Source organism: Escherichia coli (assembly GCF_036503815.1).
GTDB classification, from domain to species: domain Bacteria; phylum Pseudomonadota; class Gammaproteobacteria; order Enterobacterales; family Enterobacteriaceae; genus Escherichia; species Escherichia coli_F.
Genome location: NZ_AP027764.1, coordinates 2363980 through 2384214 on the forward strand (window position 1 = coordinate 2363980; position 20235 = coordinate 2384214).

General features: G+C 49.7%; 20 protein-coding genes. 17 read left to right on the top strand and 3 right to left on the bottom strand.

Annotated elements, in window-relative coordinates; translation table 11 throughout:
- Nucleotides 1-281 precede the first annotated feature (281 nt).
- From ydiJ to ldtE, 10 genes are all read left to right on the top strand, one after another.
- Nucleotides 282-3338: a D-2-hydroxyglutarate dehydrogenase YdiJ gene (gene ydiJ, locus AABJ99_RS11345; protein WP_039021246.1), complete on the top strand. Its 3057-nt coding sequence runs from the start codon at nucleotides 282-284 to the stop codon at nucleotides 3336-3338.
- On the top strand, nucleotides 3335-3745 hold the full coding sequence (menI, locus tag AABJ99_RS11350) for a 1,4-dihydroxy-2-naphthoyl-CoA hydrolase (protein WP_000637986.1): 411 nt from the start codon (nucleotides 3335-3337) through the stop codon (nucleotides 3743-3745). The genes ydiJ and menI overlap by 4 nt, the downstream gene beginning before the upstream one ends.
- Before the next feature lie 99 nt (nucleotides 3746-3844).
- Nucleotides 3845-4033, top strand: coding sequence for a YdiH family protein (gene ydiH / locus AABJ99_RS11355; protein WP_001296104.1), 189 nt, complete (start codon nucleotides 3845-3847; stop codon nucleotides 4031-4033).
- A 548-nt stretch (nucleotides 4034-4581) separates the two neighbouring features.
- Nucleotides 4582-4950, top strand: coding sequence for a Fe-S cluster assembly scaffold SufA (gene sufA / locus AABJ99_RS11360; RefSeq protein WP_039021247.1), 369 nt, complete (start codon nucleotides 4582-4584; stop codon nucleotides 4948-4950).
- An 8-nt stretch (nucleotides 4951-4958) separates the two neighbouring features.
- On the top strand, nucleotides 4959-6446 hold the full coding sequence (gene sufB, locus AABJ99_RS11365) for a Fe-S cluster assembly protein SufB (RefSeq protein ID WP_160523726.1): 1488 nt from the start codon (nucleotides 4959-4961) through the stop codon (nucleotides 6444-6446).
- 9 nt (nucleotides 6447-6455) lie between these two features.
- A complete protein-coding gene (gene sufC, locus AABJ99_RS11370) occupies nucleotides 6456-7202 on the top strand; it encodes a Fe-S cluster assembly ATPase SufC (protein ID WP_000948872.1) in 747 nt (248 codons plus the stop codon).
- Entirely contained in the window at nucleotides 7177-8448 is a 1272-nt protein-coding gene (gene sufD / locus AABJ99_RS11375; RefSeq protein WP_039021249.1) for a Fe-S cluster assembly protein SufD, read from the top strand. Before sufC ends, sufD begins: the two co-directional genes overlap by 26 nt.
- Nucleotides 8445-9665 (top strand): cysteine desulfurase SufS, encoded by a 1221-nt coding sequence (sufS, locus tag AABJ99_RS11380; protein WP_039021250.1) that lies wholly within the window; start codon nucleotides 8445-8447, stop codon nucleotides 9663-9665. The genes sufD and sufS overlap by 4 nt, the downstream gene beginning before the upstream one ends.
- Before the next feature lie 12 nt (nucleotides 9666-9677).
- Nucleotides 9678-10094 carry a cysteine desulfuration protein SufE gene (gene sufE / locus AABJ99_RS11385; protein ID WP_000279734.1) on the top strand — a complete coding sequence of 139 codons (417 nt, stop codon included), beginning with the start codon at nucleotides 9678-9680 and terminating at the stop codon, nucleotides 10092-10094.
- 148 nt (nucleotides 10095-10242) lie between these two features.
- A complete protein-coding gene (gene ldtE / locus AABJ99_RS11390) occupies nucleotides 10243-11247 on the top strand; it encodes a L,D-transpeptidase LdtE (RefSeq protein WP_000817109.1) in 1005 nt (334 codons plus the stop codon).
- A gap of 63 nt (nucleotides 11248-11310) precedes the next feature.
- Here the strand turns inward: ldtE and lpp are convergent, their stop codons facing one another.
- The 3 genes from lpp to AABJ99_RS11405 all read right to left on the bottom strand — a co-directional run bounded on the left by lpp (nucleotide 11311) and on the right by AABJ99_RS11405 (nucleotide 13472).
- A complete protein-coding gene (gene lpp / locus AABJ99_RS11395; protein WP_000648420.1) occupies nucleotides 11311-11547 on the bottom strand; it encodes a murein lipoprotein Lpp in 237 nt (78 codons plus the stop codon).
- Nucleotides 11548-11857: 310 nt separating this feature from the next.
- Complete coding sequence (gene pykF, locus AABJ99_RS11400; protein WP_000751442.1) at nucleotides 11858-13270, bottom strand: pyruvate kinase PykF; 1413 nt, start codon at nucleotides 13268-13270, stop codon at nucleotides 11858-11860.
- 7 nt (nucleotides 13271-13277) lie between these two features.
- On the bottom strand, nucleotides 13278-13472 hold the full coding sequence (locus AABJ99_RS11405) for a hypothetical protein (protein WP_338387560.1): 195 nt from the start codon (nucleotides 13470-13472) through the stop codon (nucleotides 13278-13280).
- A gap of 354 nt (nucleotides 13473-13826) precedes the next feature.
- Here AABJ99_RS11405 and fumD point away from each other — a divergent pair, with 354 nt between their 5' ends.
- From fumD to ydhT, 7 genes are all read left to right on the top strand, one after another.
- Nucleotides 13827-14036: a fumarate hydratase FumD gene (gene fumD / locus AABJ99_RS11410; RefSeq protein ID WP_000528342.1), complete on the top strand. Its 210-nt coding sequence runs from the start codon at nucleotides 13827-13829 to the stop codon at nucleotides 14034-14036.
- 455 nt (nucleotides 14037-14491) lie between these two features.
- The gene (gene ydhY / locus AABJ99_RS11415) at nucleotides 14492-15118 is read left to right on the top strand and encodes a ferredoxin-like protein (RefSeq protein ID WP_001070227.1); all 627 of its coding nucleotides are present in this window, start codon (nucleotides 14492-14494) and stop codon (nucleotides 15116-15118) included.
- 20 nt (nucleotides 15119-15138) lie between these two features.
- Nucleotides 15139-17241: an aldehyde ferredoxin oxidoreductase gene (ydhV, locus tag AABJ99_RS11420; protein WP_039021251.1), complete on the top strand. Its 2103-nt coding sequence runs from the start codon at nucleotides 15139-15141 to the stop codon at nucleotides 17239-17241.
- A 12-nt stretch (nucleotides 17242-17253) separates the two neighbouring features.
- Complete coding sequence (gene ydhW / locus AABJ99_RS11425; RefSeq protein WP_039021252.1) at nucleotides 17254-17904, top strand: YdhW family putative oxidoreductase system protein; 651 nt, start codon at nucleotides 17254-17256, stop codon at nucleotides 17902-17904.
- Between the two features lie 63 nt (nucleotides 17905-17967).
- Nucleotides 17968-18636 (top strand): 4Fe-4S dicluster domain-containing protein, encoded by a 669-nt coding sequence (gene ydhX, locus AABJ99_RS11430; protein ID WP_001602609.1) that lies wholly within the window; start codon nucleotides 17968-17970, stop codon nucleotides 18634-18636.
- The gene (gene phsC / locus AABJ99_RS11435; protein ID WP_039021253.1) at nucleotides 18633-19418 is read left to right on the top strand and encodes a thiosulfate reductase cytochrome B subunit; all 786 of its coding nucleotides are present in this window, start codon (nucleotides 18633-18635) and stop codon (nucleotides 19416-19418) included. The genes ydhX and phsC overlap by 4 nt, the downstream gene beginning before the upstream one ends.
- A 3-nt stretch (nucleotides 19419-19421) precedes the next feature.
- Nucleotides 19422-20234, top strand: a complete 813-nt coding sequence (ydhT, locus tag AABJ99_RS11440; RefSeq protein ID WP_039021254.1) for a protein YdhT — start codon at nucleotides 19422-19424, stop codon at nucleotides 20232-20234.
- Nucleotide 20235 lies beyond the last annotated feature (1 nt).

A 20235-nucleotide genomic window follows, 5' to 3' on the forward strand; every position in this document is an offset into this window, starting at 1 on the left:
TTCTGCCCTTAATTCTGATGGGCGTGTTAGAAAAAAATGTGGTACAACAACTCAGGCAACACGCAAACGATTTACTCGTCGTATTTCAAATTGCATGTGCTGCGGCTACGTTCGTTCACCCCAGTCACTTACTTTGTAAGCTCCTGGAGTTCACTCGCTTGCCGCCTTCCTGCAACTCGAAATCCATAGAGTAAACAAACATCACCTTTCAGTGCGCTATTAGCAGCCTGAAAGAACAGTGTATCGTTCTACATCACAGACCGCAGGAAAGGGTCAATATAATGATTCCACAGATTTCCCAGGCACCCGGCGTCGTTCAATTGGTGCTTAATTTTTTGCAAGAGCTGGAGCAACAGGGTTTTACTGGCGATACGGCGACAAGTTATGCCGATCGTCTGACAATGTCGACCGACAACAGTATTTACCAACTTCTCCCCGATGCAGTGGTATTTCCGCGTTCGACCGCAGATGTGGCGCTGATCGCCCGTCTTGCCGCGCAGGAACGCTATTCATCGCTGATCTTTACCCCGCGAGGTGGTGGCACCGGCACTAACGGTCAGGCGCTCAACCAGGGGATTATTGTTGATATGTCCCGCCATATGAACCGCATCATCGAAATTAACCCTGAAGAGGGGTGGGTGCGCGTGGAAGCTGGGGTGATAAAAGATCAACTCAATCAGTATTTGAAACCATTCGGCTACTTTTTTGCGCCAGAACTTTCGACCAGCAATCGCGCAACGCTCGGCGGGATGATCAATACCGATGCATCCGGGCAGGGATCGCTGGTCTATGGGAAAACATCAGATCACGTGCTTGGCGTACGCGCGGTGTTGTTGGGAGGCGATATTCTCGATACCCAGCCTTTGCCTGTTGAACTGGCGGAAACGCTGGGTAAATCCAATACTACAATCGGGCGAATTTATAACACGGTTTATCAACGTTGCCGTCAGCAACGCCAGTTAATTATCGATAAATTCCCCAAACTTAACCGTTTTCTGACGGGTTACGATCTGCGTCATGTCTTTAACGATGAGATGACTGAGTTCGACCTGACGCGCATTCTGACGGGTTCAGAAGGGACGCTGGCCTTTATTACCGAAGCGCGGCTGGATATTACGCGCTTGCCTAAAGTGCGCCGTCTGGTGAACGTCAAATATGATTCTTTTGACTCCGCCCTGCGTAACGCACCGTTTATGGTCGAAGCGCGCGCGCTTTCGGTAGAGACGGTAGACTCAAAAGTGCTGAATTTGGCGCGGGAAGATATCGTCTGGCATTCCGTCAGTGAGCTGATTACCGATGTACCTGACAAACAGATGCTCGGGCTGAACATTGTTGAATTTGCCGGAGACGATGAAGCACTTATCGATCAGCAGGTGAATGCGCTCTGTGCGCGGCTGGATGAACTTATCGCCAGCCAGCAAGCAGGTGTGATCGGCTGGCAGGTGTGCCGTGAGCTGGCTGGCGTTGAACGTATCTATGCAATGCGCAAAAAAGCCGTTGGCCTGCTTGGCAATGCTAAAGGTGCCGCCAAGCCAATTCCATTTGCTGAAGATACCTGCGTACCGCCGGAACATCTGGCGGATTATATTGCTGAATTCCGCGCACTGCTCGACAGCCACGGCTTAAGCTACGGTATGTTCGGTCATGTCGACGCAGGCGTCTTACACGTCCGTCCGGCGCTGGATATGTGCGATCCACAACAAGAGATTTTGATGAAGCAAATCTCTGATGATGTAGTGGCGTTGACTGCGAAATACGGTGGTTTGTTGTGGGGCGAACATGGTAAAGGTTTTCGTGCCGAATACAGCCCGGCGTTTTTTGGAGAGGAACTTTACGGCGAATTACGTAAAGTCAAAGCGGCATTTGATCCACAAAACCGGCTCAACCCAGGGAAAATTTGCCCACCGGAAGGTATCGACGCGCCGATGATGAAAGTGGACGCGGTGAAGCGTGGCACATATGACCGGCAGATCCCCATCGCGGTACGCCAGCAGTGGCGTGGTGCAATGGAGTGTAACGGCAACGGTTTATGCTTCAACTTTGATGCCCGCAGTCCGATGTGCCCGTCGATGAAGATTACCCAGAACCGGATTCATTCACCGAAAGGGCGCGCAACGCTGGTGCGTGAATGGCTGCGTTTGTTGGCCGATCGCGGCGTTGACCCACTCAAACTGGAACAGGAACTGCCTGAATCCGGTGTCAGTCTGCGGACGTTAATTGCCCGTACGCGTAATAGCTGGCATGCGAATAAAGGCGAATATGATTTCTCGCACGAAGTGAAAGAGGCGATGTCGGGCTGCCTGGCCTGTAAAGCGTGTTCGACTCAGTGCCCCATCAAAATTGATGTGCCGGAGTTTCGCTCTCGTTTTCTGCAGCTCTATCACACCCGTTATTTACGCCCGCTGCGCGACCACCTCGTCGCCACGGTCGAGAGCTACGCACCGCTGATGGCTCGTGCACCGAAGACTTTTAACTTCTTCATTAACCAGCCGCTGGTGCGCAAACTCTCGGAAAAACATATCGGCATGGTTGATTTGCCACTGCTGTCGGTTCCCTCGCTACAACAACAAATGGTGGGACATCGCTCGGCAAACATGACGCTGGAACAGCTTGAAGCTCTCAATGCAGAGCAGAAAGCGCGCACGGTGTTGGTGGTGCAGGACCCCTTTACCAGCTATTACGATGCGCAAGTGGTGGCGGATTTTGTCCGTCTGGTCGAAAAATTAGGTTTCCAGCCCGTGTTACTGCCATTTTCGCCGAATGGCAAAGCCCAGCATATCAAAGGCTTTCTTAATCGTTTTGCGAAGACGGCGAAAAAAACGGCGGATTTTCTCAACCGAATGGCGAAATTGGGAATGCCAATGGTGGGCGTCGATCCAGCGCTGGTACTTTGTTATCGCGATGAATATAAACTGGCGCTGGGCGAGGAACGTGGCGAGTTTAAGGTCTTACTGGCGAATGAATGGCTGGCAAGCGCACTTGAGTCACATCCAGTGGCTACAGTCAGCGGTGAATCATGGTATTTCTTTGGTCACTGTACCGAGGTTACCGCCTTGCCGGGCGCGCCAGCACAATGGGCGGCGATATTTGCCCGTTTTGGCGCGAAACTTGAAAATGTCAGCGTGGGTTGCTGCGGCATGGCAGGGACTTACGGACATGAAGCGAAAAATCATAAAAACTCGCTCGGGATCTATGAGTTATCCTGGCATCAGGCGATGCAGCGACTGCCGCGTAACCGCTGTCTGGCGACCGGATATTCCTGTCGCAGCCAGGTAAAACGGGTTGAAGGCACGGGGGTACGCCATCCTGTGCAGGCTTTACTGGAGATTATTAAATGATATGGAAACGAAAAATCACCCTGGAAGCACTGAATGCAATGGGTGAAGGAAACATGGTGGGGTTGCTGGATATTCGCTTTGAACATATTGGTGATGACACCCTTGAAGCGACAATGCCAGTAGACTCGCGGACAAAGCAGCCTTTCGGGTTGCTGCATGGAGGGGCGTCCGTGGTATTGGCCGAAAGTATCGGTTCCGTTGCCGGTTATTTATGTACCGAAGGTGAGCAAAAGGTGGTTGGTCTGGAAATCAATGCTAATCATGTTCGCTCGGCACGAGAAGGGCGGGTACGCGGCGTATGTAAACCGTTGCATCTCGGTTCACGTCATCAGGTTTGGCAGATAGAAATCTTCGATGAGAAAGGGCGTTTGTGCTGTTCGTCACGATTGACGACCGCTATTTTGTGACGTTGTCACCAGAAAAGTGTGACGCATATTGCTTTTGGTCATTATCTGCACAGTAAACGGTGGTATACTGTGCAGGTCTTGTCTAAAAGCGAGGATGCTATGTCTACTCAACTTGATCCCACCCAGCTGGCCATTGAATTTTTACGTCGTGACCAGAGCAATCTTTCACCTGCCCAATATCTCAAACGTCTGAAACAATTAGAACTTGAATTCGCTGACTTGCTTACTCTCTCTTCTGCTGAATTAAAAGAAGAAATCTACTTTGCCTGGCGTTTGGGCGTGCATTGATCCTGACGTAATGTCGCGACTTCGCCAAATCGGCCTGGATTAATCTTCGTCCAGGTTCGAGGGCCTTCTTAATACTGCTTATCTACCCGCCTGATAACGTTCAAAAATAATACAAATCGCAGTTTGTGCTAAAACAGCGGCTTAGCTTTATGAGACTATTCTTATCGCCCCTTCAAGAGCTAAGCCACTGTGAGTGCCGGAGATAAGCGCCGGATGGGGTAGAAACCCTTAAGCCTGTGATGCACAGACTTAAGGGTTTTCTTATTTCTGAACGCTGCACTTTTTTACCTATCTCTTAAATAGTCATTTTCAATACAACTTTTTCTTTTTCATCACAGCCTTAATGCTCCTAAGATAATAATCATTATCTAACAATGAGATACCTAATTCTTAGCGTGCCTGTTAACCCACACATCAGGGTCTATGCTTATTAAAAGCAGGCAAAAAGCATGTTTTACGGTAAAGCCCCTGCGTTTGCTGGGTTGAACTGATAATCATTATCACTAACATGCTGTTATACGCTGAAAGCGATGAAGTGAGGTAAATCGATGGACATGCATTCAGGAACCTTTAATCCACAGGATTTCGCCTGGCAGGGCTTAACGCTGACACCCGCTGCCGTGGTCCACATCCGTGAGCTGGTGGCAAAGCAGCCGGGTATGGTCGGCGTGCGCTTAGGCGTGAAGCAAACGGGCTGCGCGGGCTTTGGCTATATGCTCGACAGTGTTAGCGAGCCGGACAAAGACGATCTGCTGTTTGAACACGACGGCGCGAAGCTGTTTGTCCCGCTGCAAGCGATGCCGTTTATTGATGGCACGGAAGTCGATTTCGTTCGTGAAGGACTTAATCAGATATTCAAATTTCACAACCCGAAAGCCCAGAATGAATGTGGCTGTGGCGAAAGCTTTGGGGTATAGGCGGTACTATGTCTCGTAATACTGAAGCAACTGACGATGTCAAAACCTGGACCGGCGGCCCGCTGAATTATAAAGAAGGATTCTTCACCCAGTTAGCCACTGATGAACTGGCAAAGGGGATAAACGAAGAGGTGGTGCGCGCAATATCGGCGAAGCGTAATGAGCCGGAGTGGATGCTGGAGTTTCGTCTCAATGCCTATCGCGCATGGCTGGAGATGGAAGAGCCGCACTGGCTGAAAGCGCACTACGACAAGCTGAATTATCAGGATTACAGCTACTACTCAGCACCATCGTGCGGTAATTGTGACGACAACTGCGCGTCTGAACCCGGCGCGGTGCAGCAAACTGGCGCGAACGCCTTTTTAAGTAAAGAGGTGGAGGCGGCGTTTGAGCAGTTGGGCGTTCCCGTGCGGGAAGGCAAAGAAGTGGCAGTGGATGCCATTTTCGACTCTGTTTCGGTTGCCACCACTTATCGCGAAAAACTGGCGGAGCAGGGAATTATTTTCTGTTCCTTTGGCGAGGCGATCCACGATCACCCGGAACTGGTGCGTAAATATCTCGGCACCGTGGTGCCGGGGAATGACAACTTCTTTGCCGCGCTTAATGCGGCGGTGGCCTCTGACGGTACGTTTATTTATGTGCCTAAAGGCGTGTGCTGCCCGATGGAACTTTCCACCTATTTTCGTATTAACGCGGAAAAAACCGGGCAGTTTGAGCGCACCATTCTGGTGGCCGACGAAGACAGCTACGTCAGCTACATTGAAGGCTGTTCCGCTCCGGTGCGTGACAGCTATCAGTTACACGCGGCGGTGGTGGAAGTCATCATCCATAAAAACGCCGAGGTGAAATATTCCACGGTACAAAACTGGTTCCCTGGCGATAACAACACCGGCGGTATTCTCAACTTCGTCACCAAGCGTGCTTTGTGCGAAGGCGAAAACAGCAAAATGTCATGGACGCAATCAGAAACCGGGTCAGCGATTACGTGGAAATATCCCAGTTGCATTTTGCGCGGCGATAACTCCATCGGTGAGTTTTACTCAGTGGCACTGACCAGCGGTCATCAGCAGGCGGATACCGGCACCAAGATGATCCATATTGGTAAAAACACCAAATCGACCATCATCTCTAAAGGGATCTCAGCCGGACACAGCCAGAACAGTTATCGCGGCTTAGTGAAAATCATGCCGACGGCAACCAATGCACGTAACTTCACCCAGTGCGACTCAATGCTGATAGGCGCTAATTGTGGGGCGCATACTTTCCCGTATGTCGAATGTCGCAATAACAGCGCGCAACTGGAGCACGAGGCAACGACATCACGTATTGGTGAAGATCAACTGTTTTACTGCCTGCAACGCGGGATCAGCGAAGAAGACGCCATCTCGATGATTGTTAACGGTTTCTGCAAAGACGTGTTCTCAGAACTGCCGCTGGAATTTGCCGTTGAAGCACAAAAACTCCTCGCCATCAGTCTTGAACACAGCGTCGGATAAGGAATAAACATGTTAAGTATTAAAGATTTACACGTCAGCGTGGAAGATAAAGCTATCCTGCGTGGGTTAAGCCTCGACGTTCGTCCCGGCGAAGTTCACGCCATTATGGGGCCAAACGGTTCTGGCAAAAGTACCTTATCGGCAACGCTTGCTGGGCGAGAAGATTATGAGGTGACGGGCGGCACGGTTGAGTTCAAAGGCAAAGATTTGCTTGCGCTGTCGCCGGAAGATCGTGCAGGTGAAGGCATCTTTATGGCCTTCCAGTATCCGGTGGAAATTCCCGGCGTCAGTAACCAGTTTTTCCTGCAAACGGCACTTAATGCGGTGCGCAGCTATCGCGGCCAGGAAACGCTCGACCGCTTTGATTTTCAGGATTTGATGGAAGAGAAAATCGCTCTCCTGAAAATGCCGGAGGATTTATTAACCCGTTCGGTAAATGTTGGTTTTTCCGGCGGCGAGAAAAAGCGCAACGATATTTTGCAAATGGCGGTGCTGGAACCGGAGTTATGCATTCTTGATGAGTCGGACTCCGGGCTGGATATTGACGCATTAAAAGTGGTTGCCGATGGCGTGAACTCGCTGCGTGACGGCAAGCGTTCATTCATCATTGTTACGCACTACCAACGCATTCTCGACTACATCAAGCCTGATTACGTCCATGTGCTGTATCAGGGACGAATTGTGAAATCCGGCGATTTCACGTTGGTCAAACAACTGGAGGAGCAGGGTTATGGCTGGCTTACCGAACAGCAGTAACGTGCTGCAACAGTGGCATCATTTGTTTGAAGCCGAGGGTGCAAAACGCTCCCTGCAAGCACAGCAGCATTTACAACAATTGCTGCGTACCGGACTGCCGACACGCAAACATGAGCACTGGAAATATACGCCGCTGGAAGGGCTGACCAATAGCCAGTTTGTCAGCATTGCGGGAGAGATATCCCCACAGCAGCGAGATGCCTTAGCGTTAACGTTAGACGCTGTGCGGCTGGTGTTTGTCGATGGACGTTACGTGCCCGCGCTGAGCGATGCAACTGAAGGCAGCGGATATGAAGTGAGCATTAACGATGACCGCCAGGGGTTACCCGACGCTATTCAGACGGAAGTGTTTCTGCATTTGACGGAAAGCCTGGCGCAAAGCGTGACGCATATCGCCGTGAAGCGCGGTCAACGACCGGCAAAGCCATTGCTGCTAATGCATATTACCCAGGGCGTGGCAGGTGAAGAGGTGAACACTGCCCATTACCGACATCATCTGGATCTGGCGGAAGGTGCCGAAGCGACGGTGATCGAACATTTTGTCAGCCTTAATGATGCTCGTCATTTCACCGGAGCGCGCTTTACCATCAATGTCGCAGCGAACGCCCACTTGCAGCATATCAAGCTGGCGTTTGAAAACCCGGTCAGTCACCACTTTGCCCATAACGATTTGTTGCTGGCTGACGATGCCACTGCATTTAGCCACAGTTTCCTGCTGGGTGGCGCAGTGTTACGACACAACACCAGTACGCAACTCAATGGCGAAAACAGCACGCTGCGGATCAATAGTCTGGTGATGCCGGTGAAAAACGAGGTGTGTGATACCCGTACCTGGCTGGAACACAATAAAGGTTTTTGTAACAGCCGACAGTTGCACAAAACTATCGTCAGCGACAAAGGCCGCGCGGTATTTAACGGTTTGATCAACGTCGCGCAGCACGCCATCAAAACGGATGGTCAGATGACCAACAATAATTTGCTGATGGGAAAACTGGCGGAAGTGGATACTAAACCGCAGCTGGAAATCTATGCAGATGATGTGAAATGCAGCCACGGCGCGACGGTGGGGCGTATTGATGATGAACAGATGTTCTATCTGCGCTCGCGCGGGATCAATCAGCAGGATGCCCAGCAGATGATCATTTACGCCTTTGCTGCCGAACTGACGGAAGCACTGCGTGATGAAGGGCTTAAACAGCAGGTGCTGGCCCGAATCGGTCAACGACTGCCAGGAGGTGCAAGATGACTTTTTCCGTCGACAAAGTGCGGGCCGACTTTCCGGTGCTTTCTCGTGAGGTAAACGGTTTGCCGCTGGCTTATCTCGACAGCGCCGCCAGTGCGCAGAAACCAAGCCAGGTGATTGACGCCGAGGCCGAGTTTTATCGTCATGGCTACGCGGCGGTGCATCGCGGTATTCATACCTTAAGCGCCCAGGCGACCGAGAAAATGGAGAACGTGCGCAAGCGGGCATCGTTGTTTATCAATGCCCGTTCCGCGGAAGAATTGGTGTTTGTCCGCGGCACCACGGAAGGCATTAACCTGGTCGCCAATAGCTGGGGCAACAGCAACGTGCGAGCGGGCGATAACATCATCATCAGCCAGATGGAGCACCACGCTAACATTGTTCCCTGGCAAATGCTTTGCGCGCGAGTGGGTGCAGAGCTGCGTGTGATTCCTCTCAACCCCGACGGTACGTTGCAGCGGGAGACACTGCCTAATCTGTTCGATGAGAAAACTCGCCTGCTGGCAATTACCCATGTCTCCAACGTGCTTGGGACAGAAAATCCGCTGGCCGAGATGATCACCCTTGCACACCAACATGGCGCAAAAGTACTGGTGGATGGCGCTCAGGCGGTGATGCATCATCCGGTGGACGTTCAGGCGCTGGATTGCGATTTTTACGTGTTCTCCGGGCATAAACTGTATGGCCCCACTGGAATTGGCATTCTTTATGTCAAAGAAGCCTTGTTGCAGGAGATGCCGCCGTGGGAAGGGGGCGGTTCTATGATCGCCACCGTCAGCCTGAGTGAAGGCACTACCTGGACCAAAGCACCTTGGCGGTTTGAAGCCGGCACACCCAATACCGGAGGCATCATTGGTCTTGGCGCGGCGCTGGAGTATGTGTCGGCGCTGGGGCTTAATAATATAGCCGAGTATGAACAGAATCTGATGCACTACGCGCTATCACAGCTGGAATCTGTACCGGATCTCACTCTCTATGGTCCCCAGAACAGACTTGGCGTTATTGCTTTTAATCTTGGTAAACACCACGCCTATGATGTTGGCAGTTTTCTCGATAATTACGGCATTGCTGTGCGTACCGGACATCACTGCGCTATGCCATTAATGGCCTATTACAACGTTCCTGCCATGTGTCGGGCGTCGCTGGCTATGTATAACACCCATGAAGAAGTGGATCGTCTGGTGACCGGCCTGCAACGTATTCACCGTCTGCTGGGATAACAGGGAGGCACTATGGCTGTATTGCCGGATAAAGAAAAATTGCTGCGTAATTTTTTACGCTGCGCCAATTGGGAAGAGAAATATCTCTACATTATTGAGCTGGGCCAACGTCTGCCAGAATTACGCGACGAAGACAGAAGCCCACAAAATAGCATTCAGGGCTGCCAGAGTCAGGTGTGGATTGTCATGCGCCAGAATGCGCAGGGAATTATTGAATTGCAGGGCGACAGCGATGCGGCGATTGTGAAAGGGCTTATTGCGGTGGTCTTTATACTCTACGATCAGATGACGCCGCAGGATATTGTCAATTTCGATGTGCGTCCGTGGTTTGAAAAAATGGCGCTCACCCAACATCTCACCCCATCTCGTTCACAAGGTCTGGAAGCGATGATTCGCGCAATTCGCGCCAAAGCCGCTGCACTTAGCTAAACTAAAGGGACAGCTTTCATCCGGTTGGCTCACATTGCCGGGTGGTCAATGTTTACACTGGCCTGCACAGGAGTGTTTTGGTTTCAGGTGAACATAAGCGCCATCCGACGTTTCAGCGTGAGTCTCCGGCAAATACAGGAGGTTTACAATGAAACGCGCGTCTTTGCTTACACTCACGCTTATCGGCGCTTTTAGCGCCATTCAGGCTGCCTGGGCGGTTGATTATCCGCTACCACCAACCGGAAGCCGACTGGTTGGGCAAAATCAAACGTATACGGTGCAAGAAGGGGATAAAAACCTTCAGGCCATCGCCCGACGTTTTGATACTGCGGCAATGTTGATCCTTGAAGCCAATAACACTATCGCCCCGGTGCCAAAACCTGGTACGACGATAACTATTCCTTCGCAACTGTTATTGCCTGATGCGCCGCGTCAGGGGATTATCGTTAACCTTGCAGAGCTGCGCCTTTATTATTATCCGCCGGGAGAAAATATCGTGCAGGTCTATCCGATAGGTATTGGTTTGCAGGGGCTGGAAACGCCAGTGATGGAAACGCGTGTGGGGCAGAAAATCCCTAACCCAACCTGGACGCCTACGGCGGGCATTCGTCAGCGTTCGCTGGAGCGTGGCATTAAATTACCGCCCGTCGTTCCTGCCGGGCCAAATAACCCGCTAGGACGTTACGCACTGCGCCTCGCGCATGGTAATGGCGAATACCTCATTCATGGCACCAGTGCGCCGGACAGCGTCGGTTTGCGCGTCAGTTCAGGGTGTATTCGCATGAATGCACCGGATATTAAAGCCTTGTTCTCCAGCGTGCGGACGGGAACGCCGGTGAAAGTGATCAACGAACCGGTGAAATATTCCGTGGAACCGAACGGGATGCGTTATGTTGAAGTACATCGACCACTATCAGCAGAAGAACAGCAGAACGTTCAGACAATGCCATACACACTACCAGCAGGCTTTACGCAATTTAAAGACAATAAGGGTGTAGATCAGAAATTAGTCGATAAAGCGTTGTATCGTCGGGCAGGGTATCCGGTTGCGGTGAGCAGTGGAGCAACTCCCGCAGCCAGCAATGCGCCTTCAGTAGAGTCAGCGCAGAATGGTGAACCAGAGCAAGGGAATATGTTACGCGCGACGCAGTAGCGGTAAATGGCAGGCAAAAAAAATGGCGCACAATGTGCGCCATTTTTCACTTCACAGGTACTATTACTTGCGGTATTTAGTAGCCATGTTGTCCAGACGCTGGTTAGCACGAGCTGCGTCATCTTTAGCAGCCTGAACGTCGGAACGCATTGCGTTCACGTCGTTGCTCAGCTGGTCAACTTTAGCGTTCAGAGTCTGAACGTCAGAAGACAGCTGATCGATTTTAGCGTTGCTGGAGCAACCTGCCAGCAGAGTAGAACCCAGGATTACCGCGCCCAGTACCAGTTTAGTAGCTTTCATTATTAATACCCTCTAGATTGAGTTAATCTCCATGTAGCGTTACAAGTATTACACAAAGTTTTTTATGTTGAGAATATTTTTTTGATGGGAAGGCACTTATTTTTGATCGTTCGCTCAAAGAAGCATCGAACGCTGGGTTTTAGATAAAAAAATTGAGAGAAAACAGGACGCTTCCATCGGATTCATCTTAGATAAAGTGGGATTATATAGTGAAATCCGATTTGATTTTTTATTGCTTCTGGTTATCGATTAAATAAAAAAAGCGCCCATCAGGGCGCTTCGATATACAAATTAATTCACAAAAGCAATATTACAGGACGTGAACAGATGCGGTGTTAGTAGTGCCGCTCGGTACCAGTGCACCAGAAACCATAACTACGACGTCGCCTTTGTGTGCCAGACCGCTCTGCAGAGCCAGTTCTTTACCCAGACGGTAGAAATCATCAGTAGAAGTGATTTCTTTAACCAGCTGCGGCACAACGCCTTTGCTCAGTACCAACTGATGAGCCGTTTTTTCGTTGGTGGTCAGTGCCAGGATGGTGGCATCCGGGAAGTATTTACGTACTGCGCGAGCAGATTTACCGCCCTGGGTAGCAACCACGATCAGCGGGGCATCCAGTTTTTCAGCAGTTTCAACGGCACCACGGCATACCGCTTCGGTAATGCGCAGTTTACGGTTGTCATTGTTGAACTCGAGACGGCTGTTCATCACGCGGTCGGTACGTTCGCAGATGGTCGCCATGATAGAAACCGCTTCCAGCGGGTATTTACCTTTTGCGGATTCACCAGACAGCATCACTGCGTCAGTACCGTCGAGGATGGCGTTTGCAACGTCACCTGCTTCTGCGCGAGTCGGGCGTGGGTTTTTGATCATGGAATCCAGCATCTGGGTCGCAGTGATAACGACTTTACGTGCACGGATACATTTTTCGATCATCATCTTCTGGGCGAAGATAACTTCTTCTACCGGGATTTCTACACCCAGGTCGCCACGCGCAACCATGATGCCGTCAGAGGCTTCGAGGATTTCGTCGAAGTTGTTGAGGCCTTCCTGGTTTTCGATTTTGGAGATGATTTGGATGTTTTCGCCGCCGTGCGCTTTCAGGTGCTCACGGATTTCGATAACGTCAGAACGCTTACGAATAAAGGAAGCAGCAACAAAGTCTACGCCTTGTTCGCAACCAAAGATCAGGTCCTGTTTGTCTTTTTCAGCCAGTGCTGGCAGGGCAATGGAAACGCCTGGCAGGTTCACACCTTTGTTTTCGCCCAGGTCGCCGTTGTTCAGCACTTTACAGATAACTTTGTTACCTTCAATGGCGGTAACTTCCATACCGATCAAACCATCGTCAACCAGTACGGTGTTGCCAACAGACAGGTCGGTCGTGAAACCTTCATACGTTACCGCAACCATTTCGCTGTTGCCGATAACAGATTTATCAGTGGTGAAAGTAAAGGTCTGACCGGCTTTCAGAGAAACGTCGTTACCGCCTTCCAGTTTCATAGTGCGGATTTCTGGACCTTTGGTATCAAGCAGGATAGCGGCAGTTTTACCGGTTTTGCTCATCACGTTGCGCAGATTCTGAATGCGCTGACCGTGTTCTGCATAGTCACCATGAGAGAAGTTCAGACGCATAACGTTCATGCCAGCGTCCAGCATTTTAGCTAACATCTCTTCAGATTCGGTTTTCGGTCCGATGGTGCAAACAATTTTGGTCTTTTTCATGACAGTCTTAGTCTTTAAGTTGAGAAGGATGGGAGAAACTTGCTTTCTGGTCGCACTGCCGGAAAGCGAATTCGGTATTACGAAAGTGGTGGTGCCTCGCTCTAAGGATAGGTGACAGCGAAAAAGCGTGCAGAGGAATGTGTGCTTGTGTCTCAGCCCAACGTGAGTGCCTGTTTTTGAGTCGTTGAGTTCTACAGTCCAAAGTGCTGAAACCATTCAAGAGTCAATTGGCGCGCATTATACGCTGAAATTAATCCAAAAGGAAAACAAAAACAGCGTTTCAAAAAATATACAACTCGTTAGACAATAAATTGTTATCAAAGATTTAACGTTCCAGGGAAAACGTTACGCAAAAACTTCGCTGTTTGCGCAACGTCTGGAGTCAGCTTTGTCAGTGTGATGACGAGTGAAAATTCATTAGGTGTACAAATACATCATCGCTAAATTGCTTCAGTGAAAATAATTTATCGCGTTATTTGTCTGATTTTGTTTGGTTTTTGTTTAATTGGTTAGATTGATATATGCTGATAGTTGGCATGATAAATAGGTATAAAGAATGGGAAACCGGACAAAAGAGGATGAACTGTACCGAGAAATGTGCAGAGTTGTCGGTAAAGTTGTGCTGGAAATGCGCGATCTGGGGCAGGAACCAAAGCATATTGTTATCGCAGGCGTATTACGTACAGCATTAGCCAATAAACGCATTCAGCGCAGTGAGCTGGAAAAGCAGGCGATGGAAACCGTCATTAACGCACTGGTTAAATGACCATTCAGGATGAGGCGGCAAGCTTCATCCTGATATTTTGAGTTCAGTTGCAGTCCAGTTAATCATTCTAAATAACAACTGCTGAAATTATACAAATTTCGGTATGTATTTTAATTTATAGCGCTAATGTTATTTTTATTTTCTGTAATGAAAGTCACAAATAATTGTCGCTTAAGTTAATTTTATTTCAAATGATAATAAATATCAGTTCACTTATAATTTCTTGCTTTGTGATTTTAATTGATAACGATCAATGTTAAGAGCTCAGAATAATCACATTATTTTTCCTCCTAACCATAAAGGATTAGTTTATCAGCGTTAAATCTTTTCTCATACACTATCGGGTTAGGGAAAATATCTGGTGTTGGGGACAGAGTCAGCAGCGTATTAGTTGAATGCTTAATATCAGGCTGCTGAATTGTCAGCACTGTGTTTGCGAAGAGGATGCGAAATAAATGAACCCGGTTGATCGTCCACTATTAGATATTGGCTTAACGCGATTAGAATTCTTGCGTATATCAGGAAAAGGCCTTGCTGGTCTGACAATTGCCCCTGCGTTACTGTCACTTTTGGGTTGCAAACAGGAAGATATTGATAGCGGCACAGTAGGGTTGATAAATACACCCAAAGGGGTGCTGGTGACCCAACGTGCGCGATGCACGGGTTGCCACCGCTGTGAAATCTCTTGTACCAACTTCAACGATGGCTCAGTAGGGACATTCTTCTCCCGTATCAAAATCCATCGCAATTATTTCTTTGGCGATAACGGGGTTGGCTCTGGTGGCGGCCTGTATGGCGATCTCAACTATACCGCGGACACCTGCCGTCAATGCAAAGAACCGCAATGCATGAATGTCTGCCCGATTGGTGCGATTACCTGGCAACAGGAAGAAGGCTGTATTACCGTCGATCATAAACGTTGTATTGGTTGTAGCGCCTGTACGACGGCATGCCCGTGGATGATGGCCACCGTAAATACCGAAAGTAAAAAATCCTCGAAATGTGTGTTATGCGGTGAATGCGCAAACGCCTGCCCAACAGGGGCGTTAAAAATTATCGAGTGGAAAGATATTACTGTGTGAATCTTGCAAAGGAAAAAATCATGGCTAACGGTTGGACAGGTAATATATTAAGAGTCAATCTCACGACAGGAAATATTACCCTCGAAGATTCCAGTAAGTTTAAAAGTTTTGTCGGTGGCATGGGCTTCGGCTACAAAATTATGTATGACGAAGTACCGCCAGGCACGAAACCTTTCGATGAAGCGAATAAATTAGTCTTTGCTACCGGCCCATTAACTGGATCTGGTGCCCCCTGCAGTTCTCGCGTAAATATCACCTCACTTTCTACTTTTACCAAAGGAAATTTAGTCGTCGATGCCCATATGGGGGGCTTTTTTGCAGCGCAAATGAAATTCGCTGGATACGACGTCATTATTATCGAAGGGAAAGCGAAATCACCGGTATGGCTGAATATTAAAGATGACAAAGTTAGCCTGGAAAAAGCCGATTTCTTATGGGGAAAAGGGACGCGCGCAACTACGGAAGAGATTTGTCGATTGACCAGCCCTGAAACCTGTGTGGCGGCTATTGGTCAGGCTGGGGAAAACCTTGTTCCTCTCTCTGGCATGTTGAATAGCCGTAACCACAGCGGTGGTGCGGGAACTGGCGCAATAATGGGTTCGAAAAACCTGAAAGCGATTGCGGTTGAAGGGACGAAAGGGGTCAACATTGCCGATCGTCAGGAGATGAAGCGTCTCAACGATTACATGATGACCGAGCTTATCGGTGCGAATAATAACCATGTCGTGCCAAGTACGCCGCAATCGTGGGCAGAGTACTCAGATCCCAAATCACGTTGGACAGCTCGTAAAGGGCTGTTTTGGGGCGCGGCAGAAGGCGGTCCGATTGAAACGGGTGAAATTCCGCCAGGTAATCAGAACACGGTCGGCTTTCGTACCTATAAATCCGTTTTTGATTTAGGTCCGGCGGCAGAGAAATACACAGTAAAAATGAGCGGCTGCCACTCTTGCCCGATCCGTTGTATGACCCAAATGAATATTCCTCGGGTGAAAGAGTTTGGCGTGCCCAGCACAGGTGGTAACACTTGTGTTGCAAACTTTGTCCATACCACCATCTTCCCGAACGGTCCGAAAGATTTTGAAGATAAAGACGATGGTCGTGTGATTGGTAACCTGGTTGGTTTGAATCTGTTCGATGACTACGGCCTATGGTGTAACTATGGTCAGCTGCATCGCGACTTTACCTATTGTTACAGCAAAGGGGTGTTCAAGCGTGTTCTGCCTGCTGAAGAGTATGCGGAAATTCGCTGGGATCAACTGGAAGCGGGTGACGTTAACTTCATTAAAGATTTTTACTACCGTCTGGCGCATCGTGTGGGTGAGCTGAGTCACCTGGCTGATGGTTCATATGCTATCGCAGAACGCTGGAATTTGGGTGAAGAGTACTGGAGCTACGCGAAAAATAAACTCTGGTCGCCGTTTGGCTATCCAGTTCACCACGCCAATGAAGCGTCAGCGCAGGTCGGCTCCATTGTTAACTGTATGTTCAACCGTGACTGCATGACGCATACCCATATCAACTTCATTGGTTCCGGTTTGCCATTGAAACTGCAACGTGAAGTGGCGAAAGAGCTTTTTGGTTCTGAAGATGCTTACGATGAAACCAAAAACTACACGCCAATCAATGACGCAAAAATTAAATATGCTAAGTGGTCGCTGTTGCGGGTCTGTTTGCATAACGCCGTCACCCTGTGCAACTGGGTCTGGCCAATGACCGTTTCGCCGCTGAAAAGCCGTAATTATCGGGGCGATCTGGCGCTTGAAGCCAAATTCTTCAAAGCGATCACTGGCGAAGATATGACTCAGGAAAAATTAGATTTAGCTGCAGAGCGTATCTTTACGTTGCATCGCGCCTACACGGTAAAACTGATGCAAACCAAAGATATGCGTAATGAACACGATCTTATCTGTTCCTGGGTATTCGACAAGGATCCGCAGATCCCGGTCTTTACTGAAGGTACTGACAAAATGGAGCGTGACGATATGCATGCTTCGCTCACGATGTTCTACAAAGAAATGGGCTGGGACCCACAGCTTGGTTGTCCGACCCGCGAAACATTGCAGCGTCTGGGGCTGGAAGATATTGCCGCCGATCTGGCAGCACACAATCTACTGCCTGCGTAAGGAATGGGTGAGATGAACCATCAGGATGTCTTGCCGTTAGCGGAAGTCAGCGAAATTGACGAGGCGAAGCGGCAATGGTTGCAGGGGATGCGCCACCCCGTTGATACGGTAAGTGAAGACATCACAGAACCAGAACCTGCTGAAATCCTGGCCGAGTTCATTCGCCAGCATTCTGCGGCTGGGCAGCTGGTGGCGCGCGCCGTGTTTCTCTCGCCACCCTATTCGGTTGCAGAAGAGGAACTGTCAGTTTTGCTGGAAAACATTAAGCAGAACGGAGACTGCGCGGATATCGCGTGTATGACGGGAAGCCAGGATGATTACTATTACTCAACGCAGGCCATGAGTGAAAACTACGCGGCGATGTCTTTGCAAGTTGTGGAGCAGGACATTTGTCGCGCTATTGCACACGCCGTTCGTTTTGAGTGCCAGACGTATCCTCGTCCTTACAAAGTCGCCATGCTGATGCAAGCGCCATATTACTTCCTGGAAGCGCAGATTGAAGCCGCGATCGCCGCGATGGATGTTGCACCTGAATATGCCGATATACGGCAGGTGGAGTCATCGACGGCGGTGTTGTACTTGTTTAGCGAGCGATTTATGACCTATGGCAAGGCGTATGGCTTATGCGAATGGTTCGAGGTAGAGCAGTTTCAGAACCCCTGAAATTTCAGGGAGATGTCATGGATAGGGTGGACAGTAGCAGCCACTGCATTAGGGGATAATCAGATGTCCTTCACTCGACGCAAATTTGTTCTGGGGATGGGAACAGTAATCTTTTTTACTGGTTCTGCGTCTTCTCTGTTAGCGAACACGAGGCAAGAAAAGGAAGTTCGGTATGCCATGATTCATGACGAGTCACGGTGCAATGGCTGTAATATTTGCGCCCGCGCATGCCGTAAAACTAACCACGTCCCCGCTCAGGGAAGCCGTTTATCGATAGCACACATTCCAGTCACCGATAACGACAACGAAACGCAGTATCACTTTTTTCGCCAGTCATGCCAGCACTGTGAAGATGCTCCTTGCATCGACGTTTGCCCGACAGGGGCGTCGTGGCGTGATGAGCAGGGGATCGTGCGGGTAGAAAAATCGCAGTGCATCGGCTGCAGTTATTGCATTGGCGCTTGCCCGTACCAGGTTCGCTACCTTAATCCTGTCACTAAAGTGGCAGATAAATGTGATTTCTGCGCTGAGTCCCGACTAGCAAAAGGCTTTCCGCCCATTTGCGTTAGCGCCTGCCCGGAACATGCATTGATCTTTGGTCGCGAAGATAGCCCAGAAATTCAAGCGTGGTTGCAAGAAAATAAATATTATCAATATCAGCTACCTGGTGCCGGGAAACCGCATCTGTATCGCCGATTCGGTCAACATTTGATTAAAAAGGAAAATGTATGAACCCGTCGCAACATGCTGAACAGTTTCAGAGCCAGTTGGCGAACTATGTGCCACAGTTCACTCCCGAATTTTGGCCGGTGTGGTTGATCATTGCCGGGCTATTGCTGGTTGGGATGTGGTTGGTGCTGGGGCTGCATGCCTTGCTTCGTGCTCGTGGCGTGAAGAAATCAGCCACCGATCATGGTGAGAAGATTTATCTTTACAGCAAAGCGGTCAGATTATGGCACTGGTCGAATGCGTTACTCTTTGTATTGTTGCTGGCAAGTGGGCTGATAAATCACTTTGCGCTGGTGGGAGCAACTGCGGTTAAAAGTCTGGTTGCGGTGCATGAAGTTTGCGGATTTTTGTTACTGGCATGCTGGCTCGGCTTTGTTCTGATCAATGCCTTTGGGGGTAATGGTCACCACTATCGCATTCGTCGTCAGGGTTGGCTGGAGCGAGCGGCAAAACAAACGCGATTTTATTTGTTTGGCATTATGCAGGGGGAAGAACATCCTTTCCCGGCAACAACACAGTCTAAATTTAATCCCTTACAGCAGGTCGCCTATGTTGGTGTCATGTATGGATTGCTGCCGTTGTTACTATTGACGGGGCTGCTGTGTCTCTATCCGCAAGCCGTGGGAGATGTGTTTCCTGGCGTAAGATACTGGTTATTGCAGGCGCATTTTGCTCTGGCATTTATAAGCCTCTTTTTTATCTTCGGTCATCTTTATCTTTGCACCACGGGGCGTACGCCACACGAAACCTTTAAAAGCATGGTCGATGGCTATCACCGGCACTAACGAATGATCATTACACGAGCAGACCTGCGAGAATGGCGTATCGGAGCGGTGATGTATCGCTGGTTCCTGCGCCATTTCCCACGCGGCGGTAGTTATGCCGATATTCATCATGCACTTATTGAGGAAGGATATACGGACTGGGCGGAGAGTCTGGTTGAGTATGCGTGGAAAAAATGGCTGGCGGATGAAAACTTCGCGCATCAGGAAGTTTCTTCTATGCAAAAACTGGCCATAGATCCCGGAGAGAGACCATTTTGCAGTCAGTTTGCCCGCAGCGACGATCATGCTCGCATCGGCTGTTGTGAGGATAATGCCAGAATCGCAACTGCTGGGTATGCCGCGCAAATTGCCAGTATGGGTTATAGCGTGCGGATTGGAAGTGTCGGCTTTAACAGTCACATTGGCAGCTCCGGTGAACGCGCACGGGTTGCTGTAACCGGTAATTCTTCGCGGATAAGCAGCGCTGGAGATAGTAGTCGGATTGCGAATACCGGAATGCGAGCACGCGTTTGCACATTGGGTGAACGGTGTCATGTCGCCAGTAATGGTGACCTGGTGCAAATCGCCAGCTTTGGCGCAAACGCCAGAATTGCCAACAGCGGCGACAATGTACACATCATTGCCAGCGGTGAAGATTCAACAATAGTGAGCACGGGCGTGGTCGACTCAATTATTCTCGGGCCAGGGGGAAGCGCCGCACTGGCATATCATGACGGCGAAAGAGTTCGCTTCGCCGTCGCCATTGAAGGTGAAAACAATATTCGAGCCGGAGTCCGCTATCGCCTTAATGAACAGCATCAGTTTGTTGAGTGCTGAT

Coding starts and splice junctions, on each gene's coding strand:
- ydiJ (WP_039021246.1), top strand. CDS start 282: ATGATTCCACAGATTTCCCAGGCACCCGGCGTCGTTCAATTGGTGCTT.
- menI (WP_000637986.1), top strand. CDS start 3,335: ATGATATGGAAACGAAAAATCACCCTGGAAGCACTGAATGCAATGGGT.
- ydiH (WP_001296104.1), top strand. CDS start 3,845: ATGTCTACTCAACTTGATCCCACCCAGCTGGCCATTGAATTTTTACGT.
- sufA (WP_039021247.1), top strand. CDS start 4,582: ATGGACATGCATTCAGGAACCTTTAATCCACAGGATTTCGCCTGGCAG.
- sufB (WP_160523726.1), top strand. CDS start 4,959: ATGTCTCGTAATACTGAAGCAACTGACGATGTCAAAACCTGGACCGGC.
- sufC (WP_000948872.1), top strand. CDS start 6,456: ATGTTAAGTATTAAAGATTTACACGTCAGCGTGGAAGATAAAGCTATC.
- sufD (WP_039021249.1), top strand. CDS start 7,177: ATGGCTGGCTTACCGAACAGCAGTAACGTGCTGCAACAGTGGCATCAT.
- sufS (WP_039021250.1), top strand. CDS start 8,445: ATGACTTTTTCCGTCGACAAAGTGCGGGCCGACTTTCCGGTGCTTTCT.
- sufE (WP_000279734.1), top strand. CDS start 9,678: ATGGCTGTATTGCCGGATAAAGAAAAATTGCTGCGTAATTTTTTACGC.
- ldtE (WP_000817109.1), top strand. CDS start 10,243: ATGAAACGCGCGTCTTTGCTTACACTCACGCTTATCGGCGCTTTTAGC.
- lpp (WP_000648420.1), bottom strand. CDS start 11,547: ATGAAAGCTACTAAACTGGTACTGGGCGCGGTAATCCTGGGTTCTACT.
- pykF (WP_000751442.1), bottom strand. CDS start 13,270: ATGAAAAAGACCAAAATTGTTTGCACCATCGGACCGAAAACCGAATCT.
- fumD (WP_000528342.1), top strand. CDS start 13,827: ATGGGAAACCGGACAAAAGAGGATGAACTGTACCGAGAAATGTGCAGA.
- ydhY (WP_001070227.1), top strand. CDS start 14,492: ATGAACCCGGTTGATCGTCCACTATTAGATATTGGCTTAACGCGATTA.
- ydhV (WP_039021251.1), top strand. CDS start 15,139: ATGGCTAACGGTTGGACAGGTAATATATTAAGAGTCAATCTCACGACA.
- ydhW (WP_039021252.1), top strand. CDS start 17,254: ATGAACCATCAGGATGTCTTGCCGTTAGCGGAAGTCAGCGAAATTGAC.
- ydhX (WP_001602609.1), top strand. CDS start 17,968: ATGTCCTTCACTCGACGCAAATTTGTTCTGGGGATGGGAACAGTAATC.
- phsC (WP_039021253.1), top strand. CDS start 18,633: ATGAACCCGTCGCAACATGCTGAACAGTTTCAGAGCCAGTTGGCGAAC.
- ydhT (WP_039021254.1), top strand. CDS start 19,422: ATGATCATTACACGAGCAGACCTGCGAGAATGGCGTATCGGAGCGGTG.